23 protein-coding genes are annotated in these 22,692 nt (G+C 49.4%); 13 read left to right on the top strand and 10 right to left on the bottom strand.

Going from position 1 to position 22,692, the window contains the following annotated elements:
- Positions 1 to 49 precede the first annotated feature (49 nt).
- Both hisH and hisB read right to left on the bottom strand, forming a co-directional pair.
- Positions 50 to 691, bottom strand: a complete 642-nt coding sequence (gene hisH, locus OMP95_RS10785) for an imidazole glycerol phosphate synthase subunit HisH (RefSeq protein WP_266328694.1) — start codon at positions 689 to 691, stop codon at positions 50 to 52.
- Between the two features lie 59 nt (positions 692 to 750).
- A complete protein-coding gene (gene hisB / locus OMP95_RS10780) occupies positions 751 to 1,344 on the bottom strand; it encodes an imidazoleglycerol-phosphate dehydratase HisB (RefSeq protein WP_266328692.1) in 594 nt (197 codons plus the stop codon).
- Between the two features lie 99 nt (positions 1,345 to 1,443).
- Here hisB and fnr point away from each other — a divergent pair, with 99 nt between their 5' ends.
- Positions 1,444 to 2,193, top strand: a complete 750-nt coding sequence (fnr, locus tag OMP95_RS10775) for a fumarate/nitrate reduction transcriptional regulator Fnr (protein ID WP_266328690.1) — start codon at positions 1,444 to 1,446, stop codon at positions 2,191 to 2,193.
- A gap of 124 nt (positions 2,194 to 2,317) precedes the next feature.
- Complete coding sequence (locus OMP95_RS10770; RefSeq protein WP_266328688.1) at positions 2,318 to 3,010, top strand: OmpW/AlkL family protein; 693 nt, start codon at positions 2,318 to 2,320, stop codon at positions 3,008 to 3,010.
- A 46-nt stretch (positions 3,011 to 3,056) separates the two neighbouring features.
- Here OMP95_RS10770 and murJ read toward each other — a convergent pair whose 3' ends face one another.
- Positions 3,057 to 4,598, bottom strand: a complete 1,542-nt coding sequence (gene murJ / locus OMP95_RS10765) for a murein biosynthesis integral membrane protein MurJ (protein WP_266328686.1) — start codon at positions 4,596 to 4,598, stop codon at positions 3,057 to 3,059.
- Positions 4,599 to 4,712: 114 nt separating this feature from the next.
- Here murJ and OMP95_RS10760 point away from each other — a divergent pair, with 114 nt between their 5' ends.
- Entirely contained in the window at positions 4,713 to 5,285 is a 573-nt protein-coding gene (locus OMP95_RS10760; protein WP_266328684.1) for an SCO family protein, read from the top strand.
- Here the strand turns inward: OMP95_RS10760 and OMP95_RS10755 are convergent.
- Entirely contained in the window at positions 5,267 to 6,193 is a 927-nt protein-coding gene (locus OMP95_RS10755) for a hydrogen peroxide-inducible genes activator (protein WP_266328682.1), read from the bottom strand. The two genes, OMP95_RS10760 and OMP95_RS10755, sit on opposite strands and share 19 nt — an antisense overlap.
- A 245-nt stretch (positions 6,194 to 6,438) precedes the next feature.
- Between OMP95_RS10755 and OMP95_RS10750 the strand changes: the two genes are divergently transcribed.
- The 4 genes from OMP95_RS10750 (at position 6,439) to OMP95_RS10735 (ending at position 10,933) form a co-directional block, all read left to right on the top strand.
- Positions 6,439 to 6,603, top strand: a complete 165-nt coding sequence (locus OMP95_RS10750) for a rubredoxin (protein WP_266328680.1) — start codon at positions 6,439 to 6,441, stop codon at positions 6,601 to 6,603.
- A 104-nt stretch (positions 6,604 to 6,707) separates the two neighbouring features.
- Positions 6,708 to 7,823, top strand: coding sequence for a DNA replication/repair protein RecF (recF, locus tag OMP95_RS10745; protein WP_266328678.1), 1,116 nt, complete (start codon positions 6,708 to 6,710; stop codon positions 7,821 to 7,823).
- Positions 7,824 to 7,860: 37 nt separating this feature from the next.
- Complete coding sequence (gene gyrB, locus OMP95_RS10740; protein ID WP_266328676.1) at positions 7,861 to 10,275, top strand: DNA topoisomerase (ATP-hydrolyzing) subunit B; 2,415 nt, start codon at positions 7,861 to 7,863, stop codon at positions 10,273 to 10,275.
- A gap of 100 nt (positions 10,276 to 10,375) precedes the next feature.
- The gene (locus OMP95_RS10735) at positions 10,376 to 10,933 is read left to right on the top strand and encodes a cytochrome b (protein ID WP_266328674.1); all 558 of its coding nucleotides are present in this window, start codon (positions 10,376 to 10,378) and stop codon (positions 10,931 to 10,933) included.
- A gap of 69 nt (positions 10,934 to 11,002) precedes the next feature.
- Here the strand turns inward: OMP95_RS10735 and OMP95_RS10730 are convergent, their stop codons facing one another.
- Positions 11,003 to 12,316: an NAD(P)/FAD-dependent oxidoreductase gene (locus OMP95_RS10730; protein WP_266328672.1), complete on the bottom strand. Its 1,314-nt coding sequence runs from the start codon at positions 12,314 to 12,316 to the stop codon at positions 11,003 to 11,005.
- Between the two features lie 144 nt (positions 12,317 to 12,460).
- Between OMP95_RS10730 and OMP95_RS10725 the strand changes: the two genes are divergently transcribed.
- Genes OMP95_RS10725 through OMP95_RS10710 form a run of 4 tightly spaced genes read left to right on the top strand, consistent with a single transcriptional unit; the run spans position 12,461 to position 15,738 of the window.
- Positions 12,461 to 13,012: a flavoprotein gene (locus OMP95_RS10725; RefSeq protein WP_266328670.1), complete on the top strand. Its 552-nt coding sequence runs from the start codon at positions 12,461 to 12,463 to the stop codon at positions 13,010 to 13,012.
- Positions 13,013 to 13,018: 6 nt separating this feature from the next.
- The gene (locus tag OMP95_RS10720; protein ID WP_266328668.1) at positions 13,019 to 14,491 is read left to right on the top strand and encodes a DUF6513 domain-containing protein; all 1,473 of its coding nucleotides are present in this window, start codon (positions 13,019 to 13,021) and stop codon (positions 14,489 to 14,491) included.
- Positions 14,463 to 15,047 (top strand): DUF447 domain-containing protein, encoded by a 585-nt coding sequence (locus OMP95_RS10715; protein WP_266328666.1) that lies wholly within the window; start codon positions 14,463 to 14,465, stop codon positions 15,045 to 15,047. Before OMP95_RS10720 ends, OMP95_RS10715 begins: the two co-directional genes overlap by 29 nt.
- Positions 15,040 to 15,738, top strand: coding sequence for a (5-formylfuran-3-yl)methyl phosphate synthase (locus OMP95_RS10710; protein WP_266328664.1), 699 nt, complete (start codon positions 15,040 to 15,042; stop codon positions 15,736 to 15,738). Before OMP95_RS10715 ends, OMP95_RS10710 begins: the two co-directional genes overlap by 8 nt.
- Before the next feature lie 111 nt (positions 15,739 to 15,849).
- Here the strand turns inward: OMP95_RS10710 and OMP95_RS10705 are convergent, their stop codons facing one another.
- Positions 15,850 to 16,128, bottom strand: a complete 279-nt coding sequence (locus OMP95_RS10705) for a DUF2798 domain-containing protein (protein WP_266328662.1) — start codon at positions 16,126 to 16,128, stop codon at positions 15,850 to 15,852.
- A 141-nt stretch (positions 16,129 to 16,269) separates the two neighbouring features.
- Here OMP95_RS10705 and OMP95_RS10700 point away from each other — a divergent pair, with 141 nt between their 5' ends.
- Positions 16,270 to 17,190, top strand: coding sequence for a LysR family transcriptional regulator (locus OMP95_RS10700; protein WP_266328660.1), 921 nt, complete (start codon positions 16,270 to 16,272; stop codon positions 17,188 to 17,190).
- A 55-nt stretch (positions 17,191 to 17,245) separates the two neighbouring features.
- Here OMP95_RS10700 and metE read toward each other — a convergent pair whose 3' ends face one another.
- Positions 17,246 to 19,525, bottom strand: coding sequence for a 5-methyltetrahydropteroyltriglutamate--homocysteine S-methyltransferase (gene metE, locus OMP95_RS10695; RefSeq protein WP_266328658.1), 2,280 nt, complete (start codon positions 19,523 to 19,525; stop codon positions 17,246 to 17,248).
- A 99-nt stretch (positions 19,526 to 19,624) separates the two neighbouring features.
- Between metE and OMP95_RS10690 the strand changes: the two genes are divergently transcribed.
- Positions 19,625 to 20,500 (top strand): LysR substrate-binding domain-containing protein, encoded by an 876-nt coding sequence (locus tag OMP95_RS10690; RefSeq protein ID WP_266328656.1) that lies wholly within the window; start codon positions 19,625 to 19,627, stop codon positions 20,498 to 20,500.
- A gap of 42 nt (positions 20,501 to 20,542) precedes the next feature.
- On the opposite strand, the gene OMP95_RS10685 is transcribed toward OMP95_RS10690, so the two are convergent.
- From OMP95_RS10685 to OMP95_RS10675, 3 genes are all read right to left on the bottom strand, one after another.
- Complete coding sequence (locus tag OMP95_RS10685) at positions 20,543 to 21,340, bottom strand: response regulator (RefSeq protein ID WP_266328654.1); 798 nt, start codon at positions 21,338 to 21,340, stop codon at positions 20,543 to 20,545.
- Between the two features lie 44 nt (positions 21,341 to 21,384).
- On the bottom strand, positions 21,385 to 21,939 hold the full coding sequence (locus tag OMP95_RS10680; protein WP_266328652.1) for a DJ-1 family glyoxalase III: 555 nt from the start codon (positions 21,937 to 21,939) through the stop codon (positions 21,385 to 21,387).
- 16 nt (positions 21,940 to 21,955) lie between these two features.
- Positions 21,956 to 22,692: S41 family peptidase (locus OMP95_RS10675; protein WP_266328650.1), on the bottom strand; the 737-nt coding region annotated here is incomplete at its 5' end.

Genomic DNA, 22,692 nt, shown 5'->3' with positions numbered 1-22,692 from the left:
GATGTCTGCGCGGAATTCCCCGGCCACATTATTATCGGTCTGGACGCAATCAGGACTGTCCGTCCCAGTTTACAAAATTTTCCAGTAATTGCAGGCCGGCCCGTTGACTTTTCTCCGGGTGAAACTGGGCTGCAAACACATTATCTTTATAAATCGCAGCGGCAAAGTCGTCCGGATAGGCCGAGGTGGCGGCAATCACTGATGGGTCTGCCGGGCTGACATAATAGCTATGGACAAAGTAAAAACGACTGTCCTGTTCAATATCACCCCACAAGGGGTGGTTACAAGTCTGATGTACCTGATTCCAGCCCATGTGCGGTACTTTCAAGTTTTCGCCCGTTGTATTGTGCGGAATATCAAACAAGCGGACTTCGCCCGGAATAATACCCAGTGCATTGATACCTTTGTTTTCTTCACTGTGACTAAGCAGGGCTTGCATACCCAGACAAACACCGAGAAAGGGTTTACTGGCGGCAGCTTCAATTACCACCTGATCCAGCTGCAAGCGCTTGAGCTCAGCCATACAGTCACGGATGGCCCCGACACCGGGGAACACCACGTGACTGGCTGAAAGAATGATTTCGGGATCCGAGGTGACTTCGACGGTCACCTGATTGGAGACTGTTTCCAGTGCCTTGGAGACAGAGCGAAGATTGCCCATGCCATAATCGATCACTGCTACGCGACGCATGTTAAACCTGTATGCAAAAGTCTTACTATTATGCTGATAATCTTTTCAATTCAAAAGGATTATAAAGCACCTTTGGTTGAGGGTAATTGTTCCAATGCGCGCTGATCCAGCGTCACCGCCATACGCAATGCGCGGCCAAATGCCTTGAAGATGGTCTCGGCAATGTGGTGAGCGTTACGTCCTTTGAGTGAATCAATGTGCAGCGTCAGGCCCGCGTGGTTGACCAGTCCCTGAAAAAATTCATAGAACAGATCTACGTCGAAATCGCCGATTTTGTCACGGGTAAAGGTGACATCAAACTCAAGACCAGGCCGGCCGGACAGATCGAGTACAACACGGGACAAAGCCTCGTCCAGCGGCACATAAGCGTGGCCGTAACGTACAACACCTTTCTTGTCACCCAAGGCTTGTTTAAGGGCCTGACCAATCGTGATGCCGATATCTTCCACCGTGTGGTGCGCATCAATATGCAGATCGCCGTTGGCTTTAATATGGAGGTTAAACAGGCCGTGACGGGCGATTTGCTCCATCATGTGGTCAAGAAAAGCAACGCCGGTTTCGGCGCTGAACTGACCGCTGCCATCCAGATTAAGGCTAACCTCAATCTGAGTTTCCAGTGTGTTACGCGCAACAGTTGCGCTACGAGTGGTCATGCGGGTTCCTGATTTTTACGATAAAATGAGGATAATAACTGTTTCAGACAAGGGTTTGAAGGGGTATTATTAAGTAATATTTCAAATATGGGATCCGCAATGGCTCAATTGAACAACGTCACTCCGTTATTCAAAGACCTAGCAAAAGCCGAACACGACTACAACCTTGCCTGTAAGGAATGTTCGTTATATCGCCTGTGCCTGCCACTTGGACTGCATAGCAACGATCTGGCTCAACTGGATAAAATTATCAAGCGTAGCCAGAATTATTCCCGCGGACAGCATTTGTTTAGTACCGAAAGCCCCTTCAGTGCTATCTATGTAGTGCGCTCCGGATCTTTCAAAACCACTGTCGCCGCCATCGATGGCCGTGAGCAGGTGACCGGTTTTTATTTTCCCGGCGAATTTGTCGGCATGGATGCGATTTACGAACAGGCCTACAAATCCAACGCCAAAGCGCTGGAAAGCAGCAGTGTTTGCGAACTGCCATTCGAGAAGCTGCAGGAACTGGGTGCCTCCATGCCTCAGTTGCAGGTACAGATGATGTCGCGGCTGAGTAAAGAGCTTTCCGGCGACAAAAGTCTGATGTTTCTGCTGGGTAAAAAAACAGCAGAAGAAAAACTGGCCACATTCCTGTTGTCTATCTCCAAGCGTTTTCAGGATCGCGGCTTTTCTGCCAAAGATTTTCAGCTGAGTATGTCCCGCGGCGACATCGCCAACCATCTGGGACTTGCGGTTGAGACCGTCAGCCGGTTGTTTACCCGCTTCCAGGATGAAGGGCTGATAGCAACACATAACAAAGCCATCTCTTTGCGTGACACTGAGCGGTTGGAACAACTCTGCGGCTAAGCATTAATTAATACCCTGTTTATTTTTGTGGGTATTGATCCAGATCAATGTAAACAATTCCGTCTTCGATGATTATATAACCACACCAAACATGTGTTTATTATTTCACCGATAAGGAATGGAAATGAAAAAATCAAAATTTGCCGTTACCCTGCTGGCTGCAATGGGGTTATCAGCAGCGGCGATTCCTGCAATGGCTTATGAAGCGGGTGATTGGCTGGTTCGTGGCCGTATTATCAACGTCAACCCTAATGATGATAGTGGCCAGTTGTTTCTGGATACCGGCTCTGGATTTGGCGCTGGCGGTAAAGGGGTTAAGGTTGATTCAGATACCGTACCCGAACTGGATATTACCTATATGATCAGCCGCAACTGGGGTGTGGAGCTGATTCTGGGGTATTCTGAACATACCATTAAAGGTGAAAAAAACTGGGCGGTGCTGGGTGATGTTATCGATACCAAGGTATTGCCGCCTACGCTGACCTTGCAATACCACTTCCTGCCGGATTCCCATATTCGTCCTTATATCGGCGCGGGGGTCAATTACACCTACTTTTTCGATGAAGAAGTCGCCGGTAGCGTTTTAGATACACCGGGAGCCAAGGTTAAACTGGACAGCTCATGGGGCTTAGCAGCACAAGCGGGTGTTGATATTGCTATTAATCAAGACTGGTTTGTGAACCTGGATGTCAAATATATCGATATCGACACCGAAGCCCATTTTTCAAATATTGCCGGTGGCACCATTAACAGAGCCAAAATCAAAGCTGATATCGACCCGTTTGTCTGGGGTATCGGTATCGGTCGTCGATTCTAAGAGCACCAAGTCCTCGTAGTGTTGGCCCTCTTCGGAGGGCTTTTTTTTAGCGGCTGGTGGGCCGGATAAGCGCCTTGATATTAATTCCCAGCAATGCCAGCATGATGAAATACACCCCTGCCGAACCTGCAATCAACGTAAACAGGTTGCCACTTCGCTGCCAGGCATCCCAGCTTATCCACTGCTGTGCCGCGGGTGTCAACAAGAGCAGAAAAGCCAGCAGGCTGGCATTGGCCAGTAATAACTTCAGTGTGAATTTACCCCAACCTGCATTGGGTGAGTACACATCCCTTCTGCGTAGACCGATAAACAACAAGGCTGCATTCAAGGCTGCGGATAGGGCGGTTGCCAATGCCAGGCCCACATGCGCCAGATAAATCATCAGAATGATATTCAGCACCATATTGGTGATCATTGCAATCACTCCAATCTTGACCGGGGTTTTGGTGTCTTGACGGGCAAAATAACCCGGTGCCAGCACTTTTATAAATATAAAAGGCAATAAACCCGAACCATAAGCCATCAGGCTCAAAGAGGCCTTATGCGCATCACTGGCGCTGAATTCACCGTATTGAAATAAAGTGAGCAACAAAGGTTGTGCCAGCCAGATAAGGCCAATGGAAGCTGGGGTGCCGATTAACAATACCCAGCGCAAAGCCCAGTCAATAGTGTCTGAAAAGGCCTGCTTGGATTGACTGGCATGTTTTTTTGACAGGCTGGGCAGGATAACCGTTGATAATGCGATACCGAGCACCCCCAGCGGAAACTCCACCAGTCGATCTGAATAATACAACCAGGAAATACTGCCGGTGACCAGAAAGGAGGCCAGCAGCGTATCCAGCAGTAAATTGATTTGCGCGACAGACACCCCGAACATGGCCGGAATCATCAATTTGATGATCTTTTGCACCCCTTCTCGTCGCCAGCCCCATCGCGGCATCGGCAGTTTGTTCAAACGTAACAGAAACGGTATTTGAAACAATAACTGTACGACCCCGCCGATAAACACCCCCCAGGCGAGCGCGGTGACGGGTTGATCCATTGTTGGTGACAGCCAGATGGCGGTGCCAATCAACGACAGGTTAAGAAAAACCGGGGTAAACGCAGGTACCGCAAATTTGCCGAAACTATTCAGAATCGACCCTGCCAAAGCGGTCAGCGAAATAAACAGGATGTAAGGAAAGGTTATGGTCAGCAGATCGCCTGCCAGCGACAGCTTATAGGGATCAATAATAAATCCGGGTGCAAACACCATGATCAACAACGGCGCGGCCAGCATGCCGATAGCAGTGATCAGCATTAAAATAGCCATCAAAGTGCCACTGGTGTCGGCGATTAAATCACGAAGTGGCTTGTCTCCACGCTCCCTGAATTCGGCCAGCACTGGGATAAAGGCTTGGGAAAATGCACCTTCAGCAAACAGGCGGCGCAGGAAGTTGGGAATCTTGAAAGCAACAAAAAACACGTCGGCACCCAGACCGGCACCGAACATTCTGGCGATTACAATATCTCGCAGAAAACCGAGAATACGCGACAGGAAAGTCATCACACTGACAACTGCGGTAGACTTGAACAGTTTTTCGCTCATGTATTTCTCAACATTAAAAGGTCACGGGTATAAACAGGACTGAGCATGCTTAAGCCGTTCAAAAGTTTCAATTCTAAGGGTTTTTTAGTCTTATATCTTGTACTGATCGCGATCATGCTGTTTGTCTGGGTTTCAAGGCTGAATCTGCAAGGGCCGGACACACGTCCGATACCGCCTGAGCTGGCAGCCTTTTTAACGTCACCAGCGCGCAGCCTGCCCCAGTTTTTGCTTTATACAGAAGATAAGCAAGTACTCACTAACAATTCGCTTGAAGGTAAGTGGAGTTTTGTCTATTTCAGCCACGAACAATGCCTGCCGGTATGTGAACCGGTGCTGACGGTATTACACGGCTTGCAAGGTAAGTTCGCTGATCGTGATATGCAGTTCTTGCTGATAGATTTTGATACGGACAATCAGGCCGGCCTTACAAAGGTATTGTCAACGTTGCAATATGAGTTTGTGGCCGCCACGGCTTCAGCAGAGATGATCGAAAAGCTGGCCAAGGCTTTTGAATTTCTTTTCCTGCGTACTGATTTATCTCAGGGCTATATGCTGGAACAACAACACCATATTTATCTGCTCGATCCCAAAGGCCGGGTTTATGCAGTGTTCAAACCGCCTTTTGATTCCGTGATGCTTCAACAGATATTTCTGGAGATCCGGACATTCTATGCCCGCAGTGAATAATCGGTGTCGGCCAGCGCATCGGAAAAGGTTTGTGCCAGTCGTTCTAAAGTTGCGGTACGGCGGAAGCTGGGTCGCCAGACCAGACCAATTTCACGCATAGCCTGATTATCATTATTTTCCAGTGGCACCAGACTGATATCGGAATGGCTGACCATATCGGATGTTATAGCCATCTCCGGGATTAAGGTTATGCCCAGGCCACTGGCGACCATTTCAATCAGCGTATACAGGCTGGTGGCCTGCACGCTTTTACGTTGCGCCGACGCGGGTAGCTGGCAGGCACTGAGTGCATGTTCTCGCATACAATGGCCCTCTGCCAGCAATAACAACTCATTGGTAGGTAATTCCGAAGCCTTGAGTATTTTCTTATTAGCCAGAGAATGCTTTTTGGGTAATGCGATCCAGAACGGTTCCCGGGCGAAGACACGATGCGTCAAGCCGCGCGTATTGAAAGGAAATGCCAAAACTGCAACATCGATAGTTCCTGACTCGAGCTGATCCAGCAGTCTCTCCGATTGTTCCTCAATCAGCACGATCTCCAGTTCAGGTAATTGTTTGCGCACAGTCGGTAAAACTTTAGGTAATAAAAAAGGGCTGATAGTCGGAATAATACCGATCTGGATACGGCCGGAAAGCGGGTTTTTTTCCGACAGAGCCAAATCTACCAAGTCTTCACTGAGTGATAGAATCTGCTGAGCACGTGCGGCGATTTCGTCACCAATCTGTGTGGGCAATACTTTGCGGTTAGTTCGCTCCAGCAAAGAAACTTCCAGTAATTGCTCAAGATCCTGAATGCCGGCACTCAAGGTGGATTGAGTCACAAAGCACTTCTCGGCGGCATGGCCGAAATGTTTTTCCTCAACGACTGCGGTCAGGTACTGTAATTGGCGTAATGTAGGCAATCTCATAATCGGAATTTCCGTTCAAATATATGAAAATAATCAACTATCTATAAATTATCATGGTTTTGATTTTTATGCTCGGTTCGCTGAAAGGAACTCAAACCCGCATTAAATGACTAAGAGCCCGAGTCTTTAAAGTTTCACTATAATCGTGCGCAAGATAATTTTCGCATTTCGATATCAATACTGATAACACACAGATTTGTTAGAATCGCCGTACGTGTTTAATAACAGTTCATCAGGAGTTTACTATGAGAAAATGGCACTGCGTCGTTTGCGGCTTCATTTATGACGAAGCCAGAGGTTTACCGGAAGATGGTATTCCTCCTGGCACCAGTTGGGACGAGATTCCGGAAGATTGGGAATGTCCGGAGTGTGGTGTCGGCAAAGGCGACTTTGATATGGTCGAAATCTGATTGTTTTGCCATCAATATAATCAGCCCTGTTCGCTTGTGATTAAACAGGGCTGTTTTGCTGTTTCTGGATTAAAAAATAAATCTAATCAATAAGATCTAATCAGGTGCTTTCTCAACTTTCCATCTCGTTTTTTCGTAACATTCAACAAATTGATCTATCTCCTGCGCCTGGCATAAATCTGATTTTAGGCGAAAATGGTTCTGGTAAAACCAGCTTGCTTGAAGCGATTTTCATGATTGCTATAGGTAGGTCTTTTCGTTCGAGATCACTTAAGCATGTGGTTCAAAAAGATCAGCAACGACTTACCGTTTTTGCTCGTACGGATGATAAAACGCCCGTCGGTCTGCAATATGATTTGACGGCTGGTTTACAGATTCGCCTGAATAACGCACCCCTTAAACGTCTGTCCGATCTTGCTGTCCACCTCCCCTTACAGTTTATTCCTGCGAACTGTCACCAGTTTTTTGAGCTGGGTCCCCGTTATCGCAGACGTATGGTTGACTGGGGTGTGTTTCACGTGGAACACAGTTTCAATTATCACTGGCAGTCATACAAAAAAGTGCTGCAGCAACGGAATGCGGCTATTAAACAAAACAAAACTAATAACGAAATCCAGCTCTGGGATAATTATCTAGTTGAACATGGTTCGAAAATTACACGATACAGAGAACAATACCTCAGGTTATTATTGGAAAGGTTTCTGCCACTTTTTCGGCAACTTTGTCCTGAACTTGAACAGGCTGAATTCAAATTACGCTACATGCAAGGCTGGTCGAAGGAAACCGATTTTTCTTCTTTATTAAAAGAAACAATTGATAGAGATCGATCGCTTGGTTACACCCGATCCGGTACTCACGCCGCCGATTGGTCGCTCAGAATAGACGGCGCTGATCCCTATGAAATGCTCTCACGGGGGCAGCAAAAATTATTTTTCCTGGCATTGAGCATGGCACAAATTATCCTGCTGGCAGAAAAGCGTGACATCAAAAATTCAATTTTATTGATCGATGACCTCAGTTCTGAGCTGGACTGGAATCATCAACAAACAGTAATTTCGGCATTGAGAAAATTGCCAGTGCAGGCGTATATCAGCAGCACAAATCTGAATCTCGCAACATTAATTGAAGGCAGTTCAGAGACCTTGTTTCACGTGAAACAAGGTCTGGTTTCAGACAATCAGGACCATGCTATCAACGCAAGGCCAGACATAGTAGAATGATAGGTTATTCAACATCCTAGACAGGAATAGTTTGATTATGACAACGGAAAACAATAACACTTACGACTCTTCGAATATTAAAGTTCTGAAAGGGCTGGATGCAGTAAGAAAACGGCCCGGCATGTATATCGGTGATACCGACGATGGTACCGGTCTGCACCATATGGTGTTTGAAGTATTGGATAATGCTATCGATGAAGCGCTGGCTGGCCACTGCAGTGAAATTCAGGTCCGTGTTCATCCCGATGATTCGGTATCTGTTATTGATAATGGCCGAGGTATTCCTGTCGACATCCACGAAGAAGGCGTGTCGGCTGCGGAAGTTATCATGACGGTATTACATGCCGGCGGTAAGTTTGATGATAATTCGTATAAAGTCTCAGGCGGCCTGCATGGCGTAGGCGTCTCAGTTGTGAACGCTTTATCCAAAAAACTGACGATGGAGATTCATCGCGGTGGACGAATTTATACACAAAGCTATTCTGAAGGTGTACCGGATGCGCCGTTGACGGATGTGGCGGATACAGCTGTCACCGGCACCAAGATTCAATTCTGGCCCAGTGACAAAACATTCACCGACATTAACTTCGATTACAATATTCTGGCCAAGCGAATTCGAGAGCTGGCTTTCCTGAACTCAGGTGTCAGAATTGTCCTCACAGATGAAAGAGATGAACGTACCGAGACCTTCTTCTACGAAGGTGGCATCACGGCATTTGTTCAACATCTGAATAAAAATAAAACCCTGATACATGACAACATCATCAAAATCGACGGCCTCAAAGATGAAGTCAATGTAGAGCTGTCGATGCAGTGGAATGATTCGTATCAGGAAAATATTTACTGTTTTACCAATAATATTCCGCAGCGCGATGGTGGTACCCACCTGGCAGGTTTCCGAGCTGCGCTGACCAGAACCCTGAATCAATACATCGAAAACGAAGGACTGGCGAAAAAATCAAAAGTCACCACCAGTGGTGATGATGCCCGTGAGGGGCTCACCGCCGTGTTGTCAGTGAAGGTGCCGGATCCTAAATTCAGTTCTCAAACCAAAGATAAACTGGTGTCATCAGAGGTGCGCGCCATTGTTGAATCGTTGGTGAACCAATATTTCCATGACTTCCTGGTAGAAAACCCTACTGATGCCAAACTCATCGCCAACAAGATGATTGATGCGGCAAGAGCACGTGATGCGGCCAGAAAAGCACGTGAACTGACGCGCCGTAAAGGCGTGCTCGATATCGCGGGACTGCCGGGTAAACTGGCCGATTGTCAGGAGCGTGACCCTGCCCTGTCAGAACTGTTCCTGGTGGAGGGTGACTCTGCGGGGGGCAGCGCCAAGCAAGGGCGTGACCGCCGTACGCAGGCCATCCTGCCGTTGAAAGGAAAAATTCTGAATGTTGAGCGTGCCCGTTTTGACAAAATGATCAGCTCAGCTGAAGTCGGTACATTGATTACGGCTTTGGGCTGTGGCATCGGGCGTGACGAATACGATCCGGAAAAATTGCGTTATCACCATATCATCATCATGACGGATGCCGATGTGGATGGATCCCATATTCGCACCCTGCTGCTGACGTTTTTCTATCGGCAAATGCCGGAATTAATCGAGCGCGGTCATATATATATCGCTCAACCTCCTTTGTACAAAATCAAGAAGGGCAAACAGGAACGCTATGTGAAAGATGATGCCGAAATGGAGCGTTATCTGACCGAAGTGGCGCTGAACAATGCGGTGTTATATCCCGCTGAAAATGCGGCAGGGATCGAAGGCAATGCGCTGGCTTTACTGGTGGCTGAATATCAGACTGTCACCGCGATCATCACCAGACTGTCCAATCACTACTACCCTGCTTTTCTGGAGCAACTGGTTTATCAGTCTGAGATTCCGTCACTGCAGGACAGCACTGCCATGAGCAACTGGCTGGCACAGATCGAAACCCGGTTGAATGTGGGGCTGCCAACGGGAACACATTATCGCCTCAGCGTGAAGCAGCAGGAAGATGAGCCGGTACCATTGATTAATATCAGCTTCAGCCGTCACGGCATCAGCACGGACTATCATGTGCCCGGTGAATTCTTTGCCAGCACGGAATATCAGAAGATTCTATCTTTTGCTAATAAAATCAATGGCTTGTTCTCTGATGGGTCAAGAGTGGAGCGGGGTGACAGACAGGAAGCTATCAGTAATTTTTCCCAGGCCGTCAAATGGCTGTTGGCTGAGGCGCGTCGCGGCCAGCACGTCCAGCGCTACAAAGGGCTGGGAGAGATGAATCCGGATCAGTTGTGGGAAACAACCATGGATAAAAGCAAGCGACGTCTGTTGCAGGTCAAGATTGGAGATGCCATTGTGGCAGATGAAACGTTCAACACCTTGATGGGTGATCATGTCGAACCGCGGCGTGAATTCATTGAGACCCATGCTTTGCAGGTCTCCAACCTCGACATTTAATAACACAGGATTTTTTCCTGACCCTATCAGGTCATACAGCTACTGAAAATAAGCTGTATGGCCTTTTTGTTATGTATAGAACTAAATGTAAGGAGAGAAAATGAAAGTCAGCGTCGACCGTTATGATCGGGTTCAGGTTGTCCTGCACTGGCTGATCGCGGCCATTATCCTGTTTATGATTGGCTTGGGTTTGTTTATGGTGCAACTGCCCAAAGAGTCTGAATTACCTCCCGGTCAGGAAAGTGTCAGGGCATTTTACTTTCTGTTGCATAAATCTCTGGGCTTGACTGCTGCCATACTGATTCTTTTCCGTTTAGGCTGGCGTTTGACGCATAAGGCCCCCCCACTGCCCGGTTATGTTCCAATGTGGCAGCAGCGGGCCTCCAGAGGCGTTCATGGCCTGCTTTACGTGCTGATGGTTGCGATACCGCTGAGTGGCTATCTGCAATCAATGTTTAGTAAGTACGATACCAAGTTCTGGGGCATCATTTTGCCACGCATGGCTGAAGCCGATGAAGCTATGCGGGAGACCTTCTCTGCGGGGCATGAATTTCTGGCTTTCACACTGATCGCATTGCTATTAATCCATATCGCTGCCGTAGTGAAACATCGCCTGGCTGGCAACGATATCCACAAACGAATTTCTCTGTTCGATTGATACAAATTAACATTAGAGAATAAAAAAAGGCCCGCTGAGGGCCTTTTTGGTTTGGGTGGAAATAAGCTGTCAGTGCAGCTTGATTTTCGGGTGAACACTGCGACGGAAGATATGTGACAACGATAGCATCACCACACGGAACGGGCCAAATAGCGCCACTTGGTGCATCTTGTACAAAGACAGGTACATCAAGCGGGCCATCATGCCTTCGATCATCATGCTGCCGCGGCTCAGGTTACCCATCAGATTACCGACGGTGCTGTAGCGGCCCAGCGAGACCAGAGAACCGTAATCGTGATATTCATATTCAGGCAGTGCTTTGCCGGCCATACGGTTTAGTATGGATTTACACACCAAAGAGGCCATCTGGTGGGCTGCCTGTGCGCGTGGCGGTACGTTTTCGTCATGACCCTGCCACTTACAGGCACAGCAGTCGCCAATGGCGTAAACATCCTCATCCAGCGTGGTTTGCAAAGTCTGCTTTACCACCAGTTGATTCATCCAGTTGGTTTCCAGACCGTCAATATCCTTGAGAAATTCAGGAGCCTTAATGCCCGCTGCCCAGACTTTGATGGCAGCAGGAATCGTTTTACCGCTTTCAGTTTTGATAGCGGATTCGGTGACTTCCACTACGCGCTCATTCGTCATGACATCAACACCCAGCTTTCTGAGCTCTTTGGTTGAGGCTTCTGACAGGTTTTCCGGTAGGCCCGGCAGGATGCGGTTTGCCGCTTCAATAATACTGATTTTGACGTCCTGAGGTTTGACTTCATCCAGCCCATAAGCGGTCAGCAAATGCGATACTTCGTGTAACTGTGCACTCAGTTCGATGCCAGTAGCACCTGCACCGACGATGGCAATGTTAAGCTGACCTTCAGCCAACGGCTTACCCTGGGTATGCGCACGAAGATAGGCTTGCAACAGCTTGTTCTGAAAAGTTTCCGCCTGTTGGGTGGTGTCCAGAAACTGGCAGTGTTCACGCACTCCTTTAATGCCAAAGTCGTGACTGATACTGCCGACCGAGATGACCAGGTAGTCATAATCAAATGTGCGCCGGGGAATAATCTCAAGACCTTCATCGTTAAGCGTCGGGGCAACCGAGATCCGCTTGTTTTTACGATCCAGGCCATCCATTTTGCCCAGACGGAAACGAAAGCCACTGCAGTTGGCCTGACTCAGGTATTCAATTTCGTCTTCATGAGAGTCCAATGTGCCGGCGGCGACTTCGTGTAACAAAGGTTTCCAGATGTGGGTATGGGTGCTGTCAACCAACGTAACTTGTGCTTTACCTTTTTTCCCCAGTTTTTTGCCGAGTTTGGTGACCAGTTCCAGACCACCTGCTCCGCCCCCAACAACCACAATTTTTGGGATTTTGTTAGACATTTGCTATGGCTCCAATCCGACGCAGACTTAAATATAAAGTCACGATTTTAACGTAAAAAACCTTATAAAAACTATCTTAATTTTTACTATACAGGCGGACTCTGGCAAAATTTACGCTCTTAACCCATTGTTTAGAGATTTAATATGCAAGCAAGGCCTGAAAAACCACGTTTGGCCTGGGGCATTACCGGTTCCGGACATTATCTGAAAGAGTGCCTGGAGATCGTGCGTGAACTGGAAGACGTGGATCTGTTCTACAGTCGTGCCGGAGAAGAGGTGGTCAGAATGTACGGCTACGATCCGAAAGGCTTGAACCCTGAAGGTCATACTTATCACGATCGGGCCGCCAGTTCGCCGCCGGTGGGTTTGTTTTACCGGGGCGATTACCATACGCTGGTGGTGGCGCCTGCGACCTCCAATACCGTTGCCAAAATGGTGTTGGGGCTCTCGGACACACTGGTGTCAAATGTTTATGCCCAGGCTGGTAAATGCCGCATTCCCAGTATTGTGCTGGCATGTGATACGGAACCGGAAATAGATACCCCCGCCCCGGACAGGATGGTGCGTGTTTGGCCGCGAGAGATTGATCTGGAACATACCGGCAAATTAAAAAGCTTTGAAGCGACTACAGTTGTAGAGAACGCAGCGCAGTTGAAGATGGCCCTGCAAGCACGACTGGCAGAGGTTGGTTCTTAGACTCGCATGGCTGACAAGATTCTGTTTCTGACCGGCAAGCTGGCAGAGCCTAGTGTGCAGCAGGTGCTGCAGGAGATGGCGCCGCTGCCTTTTGAGTATCGTGTGCACCAACTGGGCCTGTCGGTTGCTGCATTGATGACTGATAAAATGATTGCCCGCCGCCTCAAGCCGGAAGACTATAAGGACTGCGATCAAATTATGGTGCCGGGGCGCTGTCGTGGTGATCTGGACAGTCTGAGCAGGGAGTTGGGCATAGCCGTGGTGCGCGGACCAGAAGAAATCAAGGATTTACCCATATACTTCGGCAAAGAGCGTAAACAACGGGATCTGAGCCGTTATGAGGTTAACATCTTCGCCGAGATTGTTGATGCGCCGGAACGGGATATAGACGGAATTCTGGAGCGGGCCCGTTATTACCGTGATAACGGCGCTGATGTAATAGATATTGGCTGTTTGCCGGAAGAGCCTTTTCCGCATTTGGAAGACGCCATTCAAGCTCTGCATGAGAATGGATTTAAGGTAAGTGTGGACTCACTTTCTTTGTCAGACCTAAGCCGTGCCACTAAAGCCGGTGCCGATTATTTGTTGAGTCTGACAGAAAAAACCATTGACCTGGCAAAAGAAAGCGATGCCATACCGGTGCTGGTGCCGGCTGAACCTGGTTCGATAGCCTCGCTGGAAAGGGCGATGGAAGCAATGGACAAGATTGGCAAGCCGTGGATTGCTGATCCGATTCTGGATCCGATTCACTTCGGCTTCACGGCCTCCATTGTCCGTTATCACGAGCTCAGACAAAAATACCCCCAGGCAGCGATCATGATGGGGGTCGGTAACCTGACCGAGCTGACCGATGCCGATACCAGCGGTATCAATGCCATGTTGTTTGGCATCATTTCCGAGTTGGGTATTAATTGTGTGCTGGCCACGGAAGTCAGCCCTCATGCGCGCCGGGCCATTCGTGAAGCGGATGTGGCCAGGCGCATGATGTTTGCCGCCCGTGAAGACAACAGCCTGCCGCGTGATTTTACAGGGGATCTGTTGGTGGCTCATGAGCGCCGTCCCTTTACCGATACGGCCGAAGAAATCGCGATGCTGGCAGATAATATCAAGGATCCTAACTACCGCATTAAAATTGCGCCGGAAGGTATTTTTATGTTCAACCGCAATGGCTTGATGCGGGATACCGACCCGTTCGAGTTTTATCCGCAGCTGTTGGTCAAAGATGACCCGGGACATATCTTCTACCTGGGAGTGGAGCTGGCGCGGGCACAAATTGCCTGGCAGTTAGGTAAGCGTTACAGTCAGGATGAGGAGCTTGAATGGGGCTGCGCGGTTGAAAAACCGAAAGAAGATTTGACCGAACAAAAACCGGAAGGTCCTACCATGAAAAAGAAAAAACATCGTGCCTGCGGTACAGCAGATATACCTGACAGTAAAAAGGGGCGCACCGGTGACACGGCTGACAAGTCTGATTCATGAAGTGATCGTGACAACTATGGATGGTTCCGGAAAGGTACATTCTGCGCCAATGGGCATAAGCGAAGTGAATGATTACTTCATAATCAAGCCCTTTAAGCCTTCAACGACTTATGATAATTTGAAACGGCACCGGCAATGCACGATTAATTACACTGATGATGTACGCGTATTTGCCGGTGCATTAACCGGCCGCCGAGACTGGTCTACCCTGCCCTGCGCGGATATTGAAGGTGAATATCTTGAGCAGGCGCTGGCACATAGTGAAGTTGAAATCACCCGCTTTGAAGACGATGATCCGCGTGCATGCTTTTATGGCAGTGTAATCAGAGATGTCAGTCACGCGCCTTTTCGGGGCTTTAACCGGGCACAGAGTGCAGTGATTGAGGCCGCGATTTTAGTCAGTCGATTGGGCATGCTGCCTGAGCAGAAGCTGAGAGACGAGATTGCCTATCTGACGATTGCTATCAATAAAACAGCCGGAGACCGTGAGCGAGAAGCCTGGGGGTGGCTGATGGAAAAAGTCAAACAAGCAGGTATTGAAATTAATCATGACTAAATGGCTGGCCAGTGTGCAATCACTTGATGAAGCTCAAGCGCTTGAGTTTTGCCTTCCCGATATTCTGGATATGAAGAATCCCGCACAAGGTGCGTTGGGCGCCCTGTCCGCAGAAGAAGTCAAAACCGTAGTGGAATGGGTCGATGACCGTTGTTTGACCAGTGCCACGGTTGGCGATCTGCCGATGACGGCGACGGTGATTGCGCCCGCATTAAACTTGATGGCGGCAACAGGCGTGGATTATGTCAAAGTCGGCTTATTTGCCGATCCGGCACTTGTGTTATGTATTGAGGCGCTCAACCAAACGCTAAAGGCACTGAAAAAGCCAGTTATTGCGGTGATCTTCGCCGATCATGAAATTAACAGTGCTGTTCTGCCCGCTATCAAACAAGCTGGATTTGCCGGGGTGATGGTCGATACCGCCATTAAAAACGGACTGCGGCTGACCGATCACTGGTCACGAGCGCAACTCAAGCATTTTGTCGATCACGCCCGGGGACAGGAGATGTTTTGCGGTCTGGCCGGCGCTTTATCGATTGACGATATCGAGCGGCTCAGACCGCTTAATCCGGACTACCTGGGCTTTCGCAGCGCGCTGTGCGACAACAGGCAGCGGACACAGGCCTTACAAGTCTCCCTGGCCAGAGAGATTGCCCAGCAGATGCAGTACGGGATCAGTCTGGCGAGCTAGTGCTCTTGCAAAGGGCTACGGCCATGCGCTACGAGCAGCGTCTTGCCCTGAACGTGAACGCTGGCAGACCAACTTAACGCAACAATATCATCTTGAAAGCGCACTGGTGGCTTAGCCTTTTGTCTGCACCGTCCAGTTGACCAGAGACATGACCAGGGGCCTGACAGCCATAACACAAATAAATGCGCAAGGCATAGCAACTTTATAGGCATTGATGAAGTCTTCTAGGTAGTGAGCGCTTACGCCCCTGTTCACGGCGGTGATGATAAGGCACATCAGTACGGCCATGATCGCGGACATATAGAAGGCAAAAACTATCGCTGTCATCCTGGCGGGCAATTTGCGTACCAAGCGTCTGCCGGTGCGTACTGTCGCATTTCTGTCACTCATTATGCTTCCTCCAATCAAAGTTATCCTGAGTCAAATCATGGCTACCTTACGCTGAGGCAACGCTAAGTTGTAGTGCATGACAACTACAAGGACTATTAAGTTAAACTTAATAAATACAGGTTCTATTGTTGTGGTTTGCTTATGGATACATTGCGCGGCATCGAGAGTTTTGTCAGGGCGGTAGAGCTCGGCAGTATTACTGCTGCCGCACGCAGGCTGGAAATCAGCCCGGCCGCAGCCAGCCAGAATATCGCCCGGCTTGAAAGCGAACTGGGTGCCAGATTGTTGACACGGACCACCCGTAGCCTGGCATTGACCGATAGCGGTGAAATTTATTATCAGCGTGTGAAGGGGCTCGTTCAGGAGCTGGAACTGGCGAAACAGGCAGTATCGGCGGCGTACGGCGAGGTTCGCGGCAAACTGTGTATTGCTTGTTCGGCCGCGTTTGCGAGACATGTTCTGGCACCGTTGATTCCTGCGTTTAACCGGCGTTATCCCCAGGTCAGCATTGAGCTTATTGCGACCGACCGCCGCGTTGATCATATCCAGGAAGGTGTCGATGTTAGCATTCGCATCCGTCAGCAACTGGAAGACGGTCTGGTGGCAAGGCGGATTGCCGTTGTGCCTTTGTTATTCTGTGCCGCGCCGGGCTATCTGCAACAGGCTGGCCGGCCAGATACACTTGAAGCGTTAAGAAAACATGACTGCCTGATGTTCAAAATTCCGGTGGATGGGTATATTTTCCCCTGGGTATTCCAGCATGATGGCCGACAGATCGAACCCGAAGTTAGGGCCACGATGATTAGTGATGATATCGATATGCTGGCGAGAATGGCGATTGCTGGTGGCGGAATTACCCGGCTGGCTGCTTTTGTGGCCGAACCTTATCTGGCCGGCGGCCAGCTGGAGCAATTGTTTTACCGGGAACATGAGCCCGGTATCATGGCGGAACCCGAGCCACTGGATTTTTATTTCTGTGTGGCCGACAGATATGCCAGAACGCCGAAGGTTGCTGCTTTTTTCGACTATTTGAATGAGAACTTGCCGCACCGCTGGCGTTGAGAGAGGCCCGAACGAGAAGGCATGCCTGCCCTGCCCGTCCGAGGCTAAGAGGAAATCAGGCGGCAACTGACTGTCGCAACTGTTTTGCTGCATCGACCATGGCTTGCAAGGCCGGTTTGACTTCAGACCATTGCCGCGTTTTCAACCCGCAGTCCGGGTTAACCCACAAGCGTGCAGGCGGAATGCGCTCTGCCGCTTTTTCCATCAGGCTTCTGATGTCGTTCACCGATGGGATATTGGGGCTGTGAATATCATAGACACCCGGCCCAATCTCATTCGGGTAATCAAAAGCATTAAACACATCTAATAACTCCATATCGGAACGTGATGTTTCGATCGTGATAACGTCAGCATCCATACTGGCAATGGCAGCGATAATGTCATTGAACTCGGAATAACACATATGGGTATGGATCTGCGTGCTGTCTGCCACGCCATTGGCGCTGATTCGGAAGCTTTCCACCGCCCAGTCCAGATAGCTTTGCCAGTCTGTTTGACGCAGCGGCAAACCTTCGCGCAGAGCCGCTTCGTCTATCTGAATAATGTTGACGCCGGCCCGTTCCAGATCCAGCACTTCATCCCGAATGGCCAGCGCCAGTTGCAGGCAGGTTTGCGAGCGCGGCTGATCATCCCTGACAAAAGACCAGTTGAGCATTGTGACCGGACCGGTCAGCATACCCTTGACCGGTTTGTCAGTCAGAGACTGAGCATAGCGGATCCAGTCGACCGTCATTGGGCGGGGACGGGCAATATCACCGAAAATAATCGGTGGTTTGACACAGCGTGAACCATAGGACTGAACCCAGCCAAAACGGCTGAAAATGTACCCTTCAAGCTGCTCGCCGAAGTATTCCACCATATCGTTACGTTCGGCCTCACCATGGACCAAGACATCCAGCCCCAGCTTTTCCTGTTCCTCAATAGTGAGCTTGATATGTGCCTGCATTTCTTGCTGGTAAGCCGCAAGGCTTAACTCACCCTTGCGAAAACGCTGGCGGCTTTGTCGTATGGCCTGTGTCTGCGGGAAAGAGCCGATAGTGGTGGTCGGGAACAAGGGCAGAGTAAAATGCTGTTGTTGCAAAATAGTCCGTTGCTGATAGTTGTTTTGCCGTTGTGACAAAGTACTATCGGTTTGTTTGAGTCGGGCTTTCACCGCGGGGTTATGCACGCGTGATGATTGCTGGCGGCCGGTGATGGCATGGGCATTCTCGGTGAGTTGTACCGCTACGGCTTGTCTGCCTTCATTCAACGCGGTTGCCAGAATAGACAGCTCATCCAGTTTCTGTCGGGCAAATGCCAACCAAGAAGTTATTTCCGCATCCAGCGTGGTTTCCTGTTGCAAATCAACCGGCACATGCAACAAAGAGCAGGATGGTGCCAGCCATAAACGATCCTGCAAGCGGATATGCAACGGTTCCAGCCAGTCAAGCAGCTGATTAAGATCACTTTTCCAGATATTACGGCCATTGATCACACCCAGCGACAATATTTTGTGTGCCGGCAGCCAATCAATCACTTGGATCACTTCATCAGTCGCATTGATCGCGTCAATATGCAGGCCGGCAGTGGGCAGTTCACAGGCCAGGTTGAGATTTTCCCGTAACGGGCCGAAATACGTTGCCAGCAGCAGTTTCACCGGTGATTTATGCAAAGCAAAATAAGCCTGCGTTAAAGCGTGTTGCCATTGGCTGTCCAGCTCTGTTGCCAGAATCGGCTCATCAATCTGAACCCACTCAACCCCGGCTTCGGCAAGCTGTGACAGCAGTTGCTCGTAACAGGGCAGAAGATCGCCAAGCAGACGCAGTTTATCGGTGTCATCCTTGCTTTTACCCAGCCATAAATAACTGACTGGTCCCAGTAAAACCGGCTTGGCGGCATAACCGTTTGATTTGGCTTCTATCACCTGGGATAGATAGCTTTCGGCATGCAGCTCAAATGTCGTAGTGGCATCAAATTCCGGTACCAGATAATGATAGTTGGTGTCGAACCATTTAGTCATTTCTGCGGCCGCGATCGGCTTTTGGTCTTTGTCCTTGCGGGTCTGGCCGCGGGCGGCCTGAAAATAACGATCCGGTTCAGTCAGTCGGGCGTCAATGCGTTTGGGCAGATTGCCGACCAGCCTGCTGGTATCAAGCACATGATCGTAGAATGAAAAATCGCCTACCGGCACCCAGTCCAGCTGTTGCTGGTACTGCCAGTGTGTCTGTCGTAATTGAGCGCCAGTTTGCTGCAACGCTTTGATATCTGTTTCGCCATGCCAATAGGCTTCCAGCGCAAACTTCAATTCGCGCTTTTTGCCAATTCTCGGAAAACCGAGGTTATGTGTCTTCACCATTGTATTATCCTTCTCCGTGCGTAAATACGGCTATTGTAAAGACTGCTAATGATGAGTAATAATGATATTTTTTAACTAAATGATGAATATACTTCATAAATGATTGAGCGAAACCATCTGAAAATCATGCAGGCTCTGGCTGATAATGGCAGTCTGACTGCTGCGGCTAATGCATTATTTGTCACCCAGTCTGCCCTCTCCCATCAAATGCGTTATCTGGAGCAGAAGCTGGGAGTCAGTCTGTGGGAGCGGCAAGGTCGTAAATTACGGCTGACCCAGGCGGGGGAAACGTTACTGCGGGTGGCAGGACAAGTCTTACCGGTGTTGGAGCAGGCTGAAACGACATTAAAGGCCTACGGAGAGGGGCGCCAGGGCATATTGCGGCTGGGTGTGGAGTGCCATCCTTGTTATGAATGGTTAAAGGGCATTCTGGCGGATTATCTGGTGGCCATGCCGAAAATGGATGTGGATATCGTGCATAAATTCCAGTTTTCCGGGCTGGAAGGCTTGCTCAATTATCATATCGATTTGCTGGTAACACCGGATGAGGTCAAGCAGGCCGGGCTCTATTATGCGCCGCTGTTTGATTATGAATTGATTTTGCTGGTTGCTGATAACCATCCTCTGGCTGGCCGGAAAAATATCACCGCCGACGATCTGGCTACTGAATTATTGCTGACCTTTCCGGTGGCGCATGAACGGCTGGATATTTATACCCAATTTTTAATGCCTGCCGGAGTGAAGCCGCGGCATAAAGCAATGGAGTCATTGGAAATCATGATCCAGATGGTGGGGTTGCAGCGCGGTGTGACAGTGTTGCCTGACTGGCTGGCCGAGAGTTACTGCCATCATTTGCCGGTCACCACCGCCAAGCTGGGCAAGTACGGGGTGATGAAAACGCTGTTTGCAGCGATGCGGGAAAACGAGCGGGATATACCGTATATGCAGGCTTTTGTAGGTTTGGGTCAACAGTGAGCCATGTGCGCTGTAGCGGGATATTGAAAAATAAGTGAGTAATTACTCATCGAGTATTCTATACAGAGTTTCGCGAATAGTCTGGGGCTCAAAGGGTTTGTCGAGAATTGCGGACACCCCTGCCTGCTGCACCTTGCCTAATCTTGCCTGATTGTTTTCTGTTGTCGCCATCAGAATCGGCAACACGACATCGCCCATTTCATTGCGAATATATTGCACCAATTGGTGACCATCCATTTCAGGCATATTGAGATCGGTCACCACCAGGTCGTAGCGTTGTTGCGCCAGAAACTCAACCGCTGCCCGGCCGTTTTCTGCCAGATCAATACGGTTAATACCCATACTGCCGAGCACGCGTGAAAGATGATTACGAGAGGTCTGACTGTCATCAACCAGCAATATATTCAGCTCACTGACGTCATAATTCTGCAATTCGATTTCTTCAGGATCGATAACGTCCAGTGTGGCGCGGATGGCTCGACGCAAGTCTTTATGATCGAAAGGTTTGGGCAGAATAGCCATGACCCCTGCCTGCCGTACCGGTTCCAGGGCATTCACCGCAGTTTCACTGGAGATCAACATAAAATGAATGTCTTTGTCTGCATATTGCAGATGAATGTCAGCGATCAGATCATTGGCGGTCATATCAGGCAGATACATGGCGCTAATCACCAGGTCAGGTGAATATTGCTCGATATGTTCAAATGCTTGTTTGCCGGAGGCAACACCATCAATCTGACTGATCCCTTCTTGTTGCAGATGGCGCATGATCAGTTTCAGCTGCATGGCGGAAGGTTCAACCAATAAAATCGATAAATCGGCAGGTGTTAAGGTAGCCATTTATATACCCGTGATTCTTGGAAATGTGCGTATCGTCAGGGAAATCAGGGACGCACCAGACTGGCTTCAACTTTCAGCCGGGTCGGTTTATCAGTCAGCACTTCAATGATAGTCAGTGCAAAATCCATGGCCGTGCCAGGGCCGCGTGAAGTCAGCACTTTTTCGTCGATAACGACAGGATCATCGCTCAGCTTGATATCCGGCCACTGTTGCGGGTCAAGCACCCCAGGGTAACTGGTGGCTCGGCGTCCATCCAGCAAACCCGAGCTGGCCAGCACAATAGGCGCTGCGCATATGGCGGCAATATAGTTACCGCCGTGATGCAGGCGTTTGATCATGGCGTGTATACGGTGATCTCCATCAAGATGAGTGGCGCCGGCCTGTCCGCCCGGCATTAACAACATATCGAAGTCATCATAAATCACATCATCCAGTAAGGTGTCAGCGATAAGCCTGACGTTGCGGCTTGCTGTCAACTGATGATGTCCGCTCAGACTGGCAGTGATAACCGTGATACCGGCGCGTCTGAGCAGATCGATCAACGTGACGGCTTCAAGCTCTTCACACCCCTCTGCAAGTGGTATCAACACTGTGGCCATAAACTTGCTCCTGTGCTTATCGATTCAGTATTGTCATTCCCTTCAGCAAGTTTAACGCTTGTGACAGCATATAGTCACTGACTTCCAGTGGTTGTGTGTCTGTTTTTTCAGCCGGTTCGTTTTCAGTGTCTTTGACCTCTGGTTTGTCCGTATTGCCATTTTCCAGATGGCGACTCAGATCCCGTTCACGTAATGGGGTGAATCCGTTTTCTTCTAACGCGGTGACTTGCACCCCGTTGATGGTGATATCAGGTTCAATACCTTCAGCCTGAATAGAACGGCCTGACGGAGTATAGTATCTTGCCGTTGTCATCTTGACCGCGGTTTCATTGGTCAGCGGCATCACGGTTTGTACTGAACCTTTACCAAAGGTCTTGCTGCCAAGAATGATCGCACGTTTTTGATCCTGTAAAGCTCCGGCCACAATTTCAGAAGCCGAGGCCGAACCACCATTGACTAATACCACCAGCGGCGCACCTTTGAGCAGATCATTTGGCGTAGCATGGAATTTTTGATCAGAATCAGCAATACGGCCCTCGGTATAGACAATCAAGCCTTTGGTAAGGAAGGTATCCGACACTTCAATGGCAGCATCAAGCACACCACCGGGGTTATTACGTAAATCCAGCACCATACCCTTCAGACTGCCGCCGTTTTCTTTTTTCAATTCGCTGATGGCTTCACGCAAACTCGGACCGGTGCGGGACTGGAAGGTGGTAATACGCACATAACCAAAACCAGGTTCCAACGTTT

This window comes from Methylophaga sp. OBS4 (genome assembly GCF_026319305.1).
GTDB lineage: Bacteria > Pseudomonadota > Gammaproteobacteria > Nitrosococcales > Methylophagaceae > Methylophaga.
This window is presented reverse-complemented; position numbering and strand designations above follow the sequence as displayed.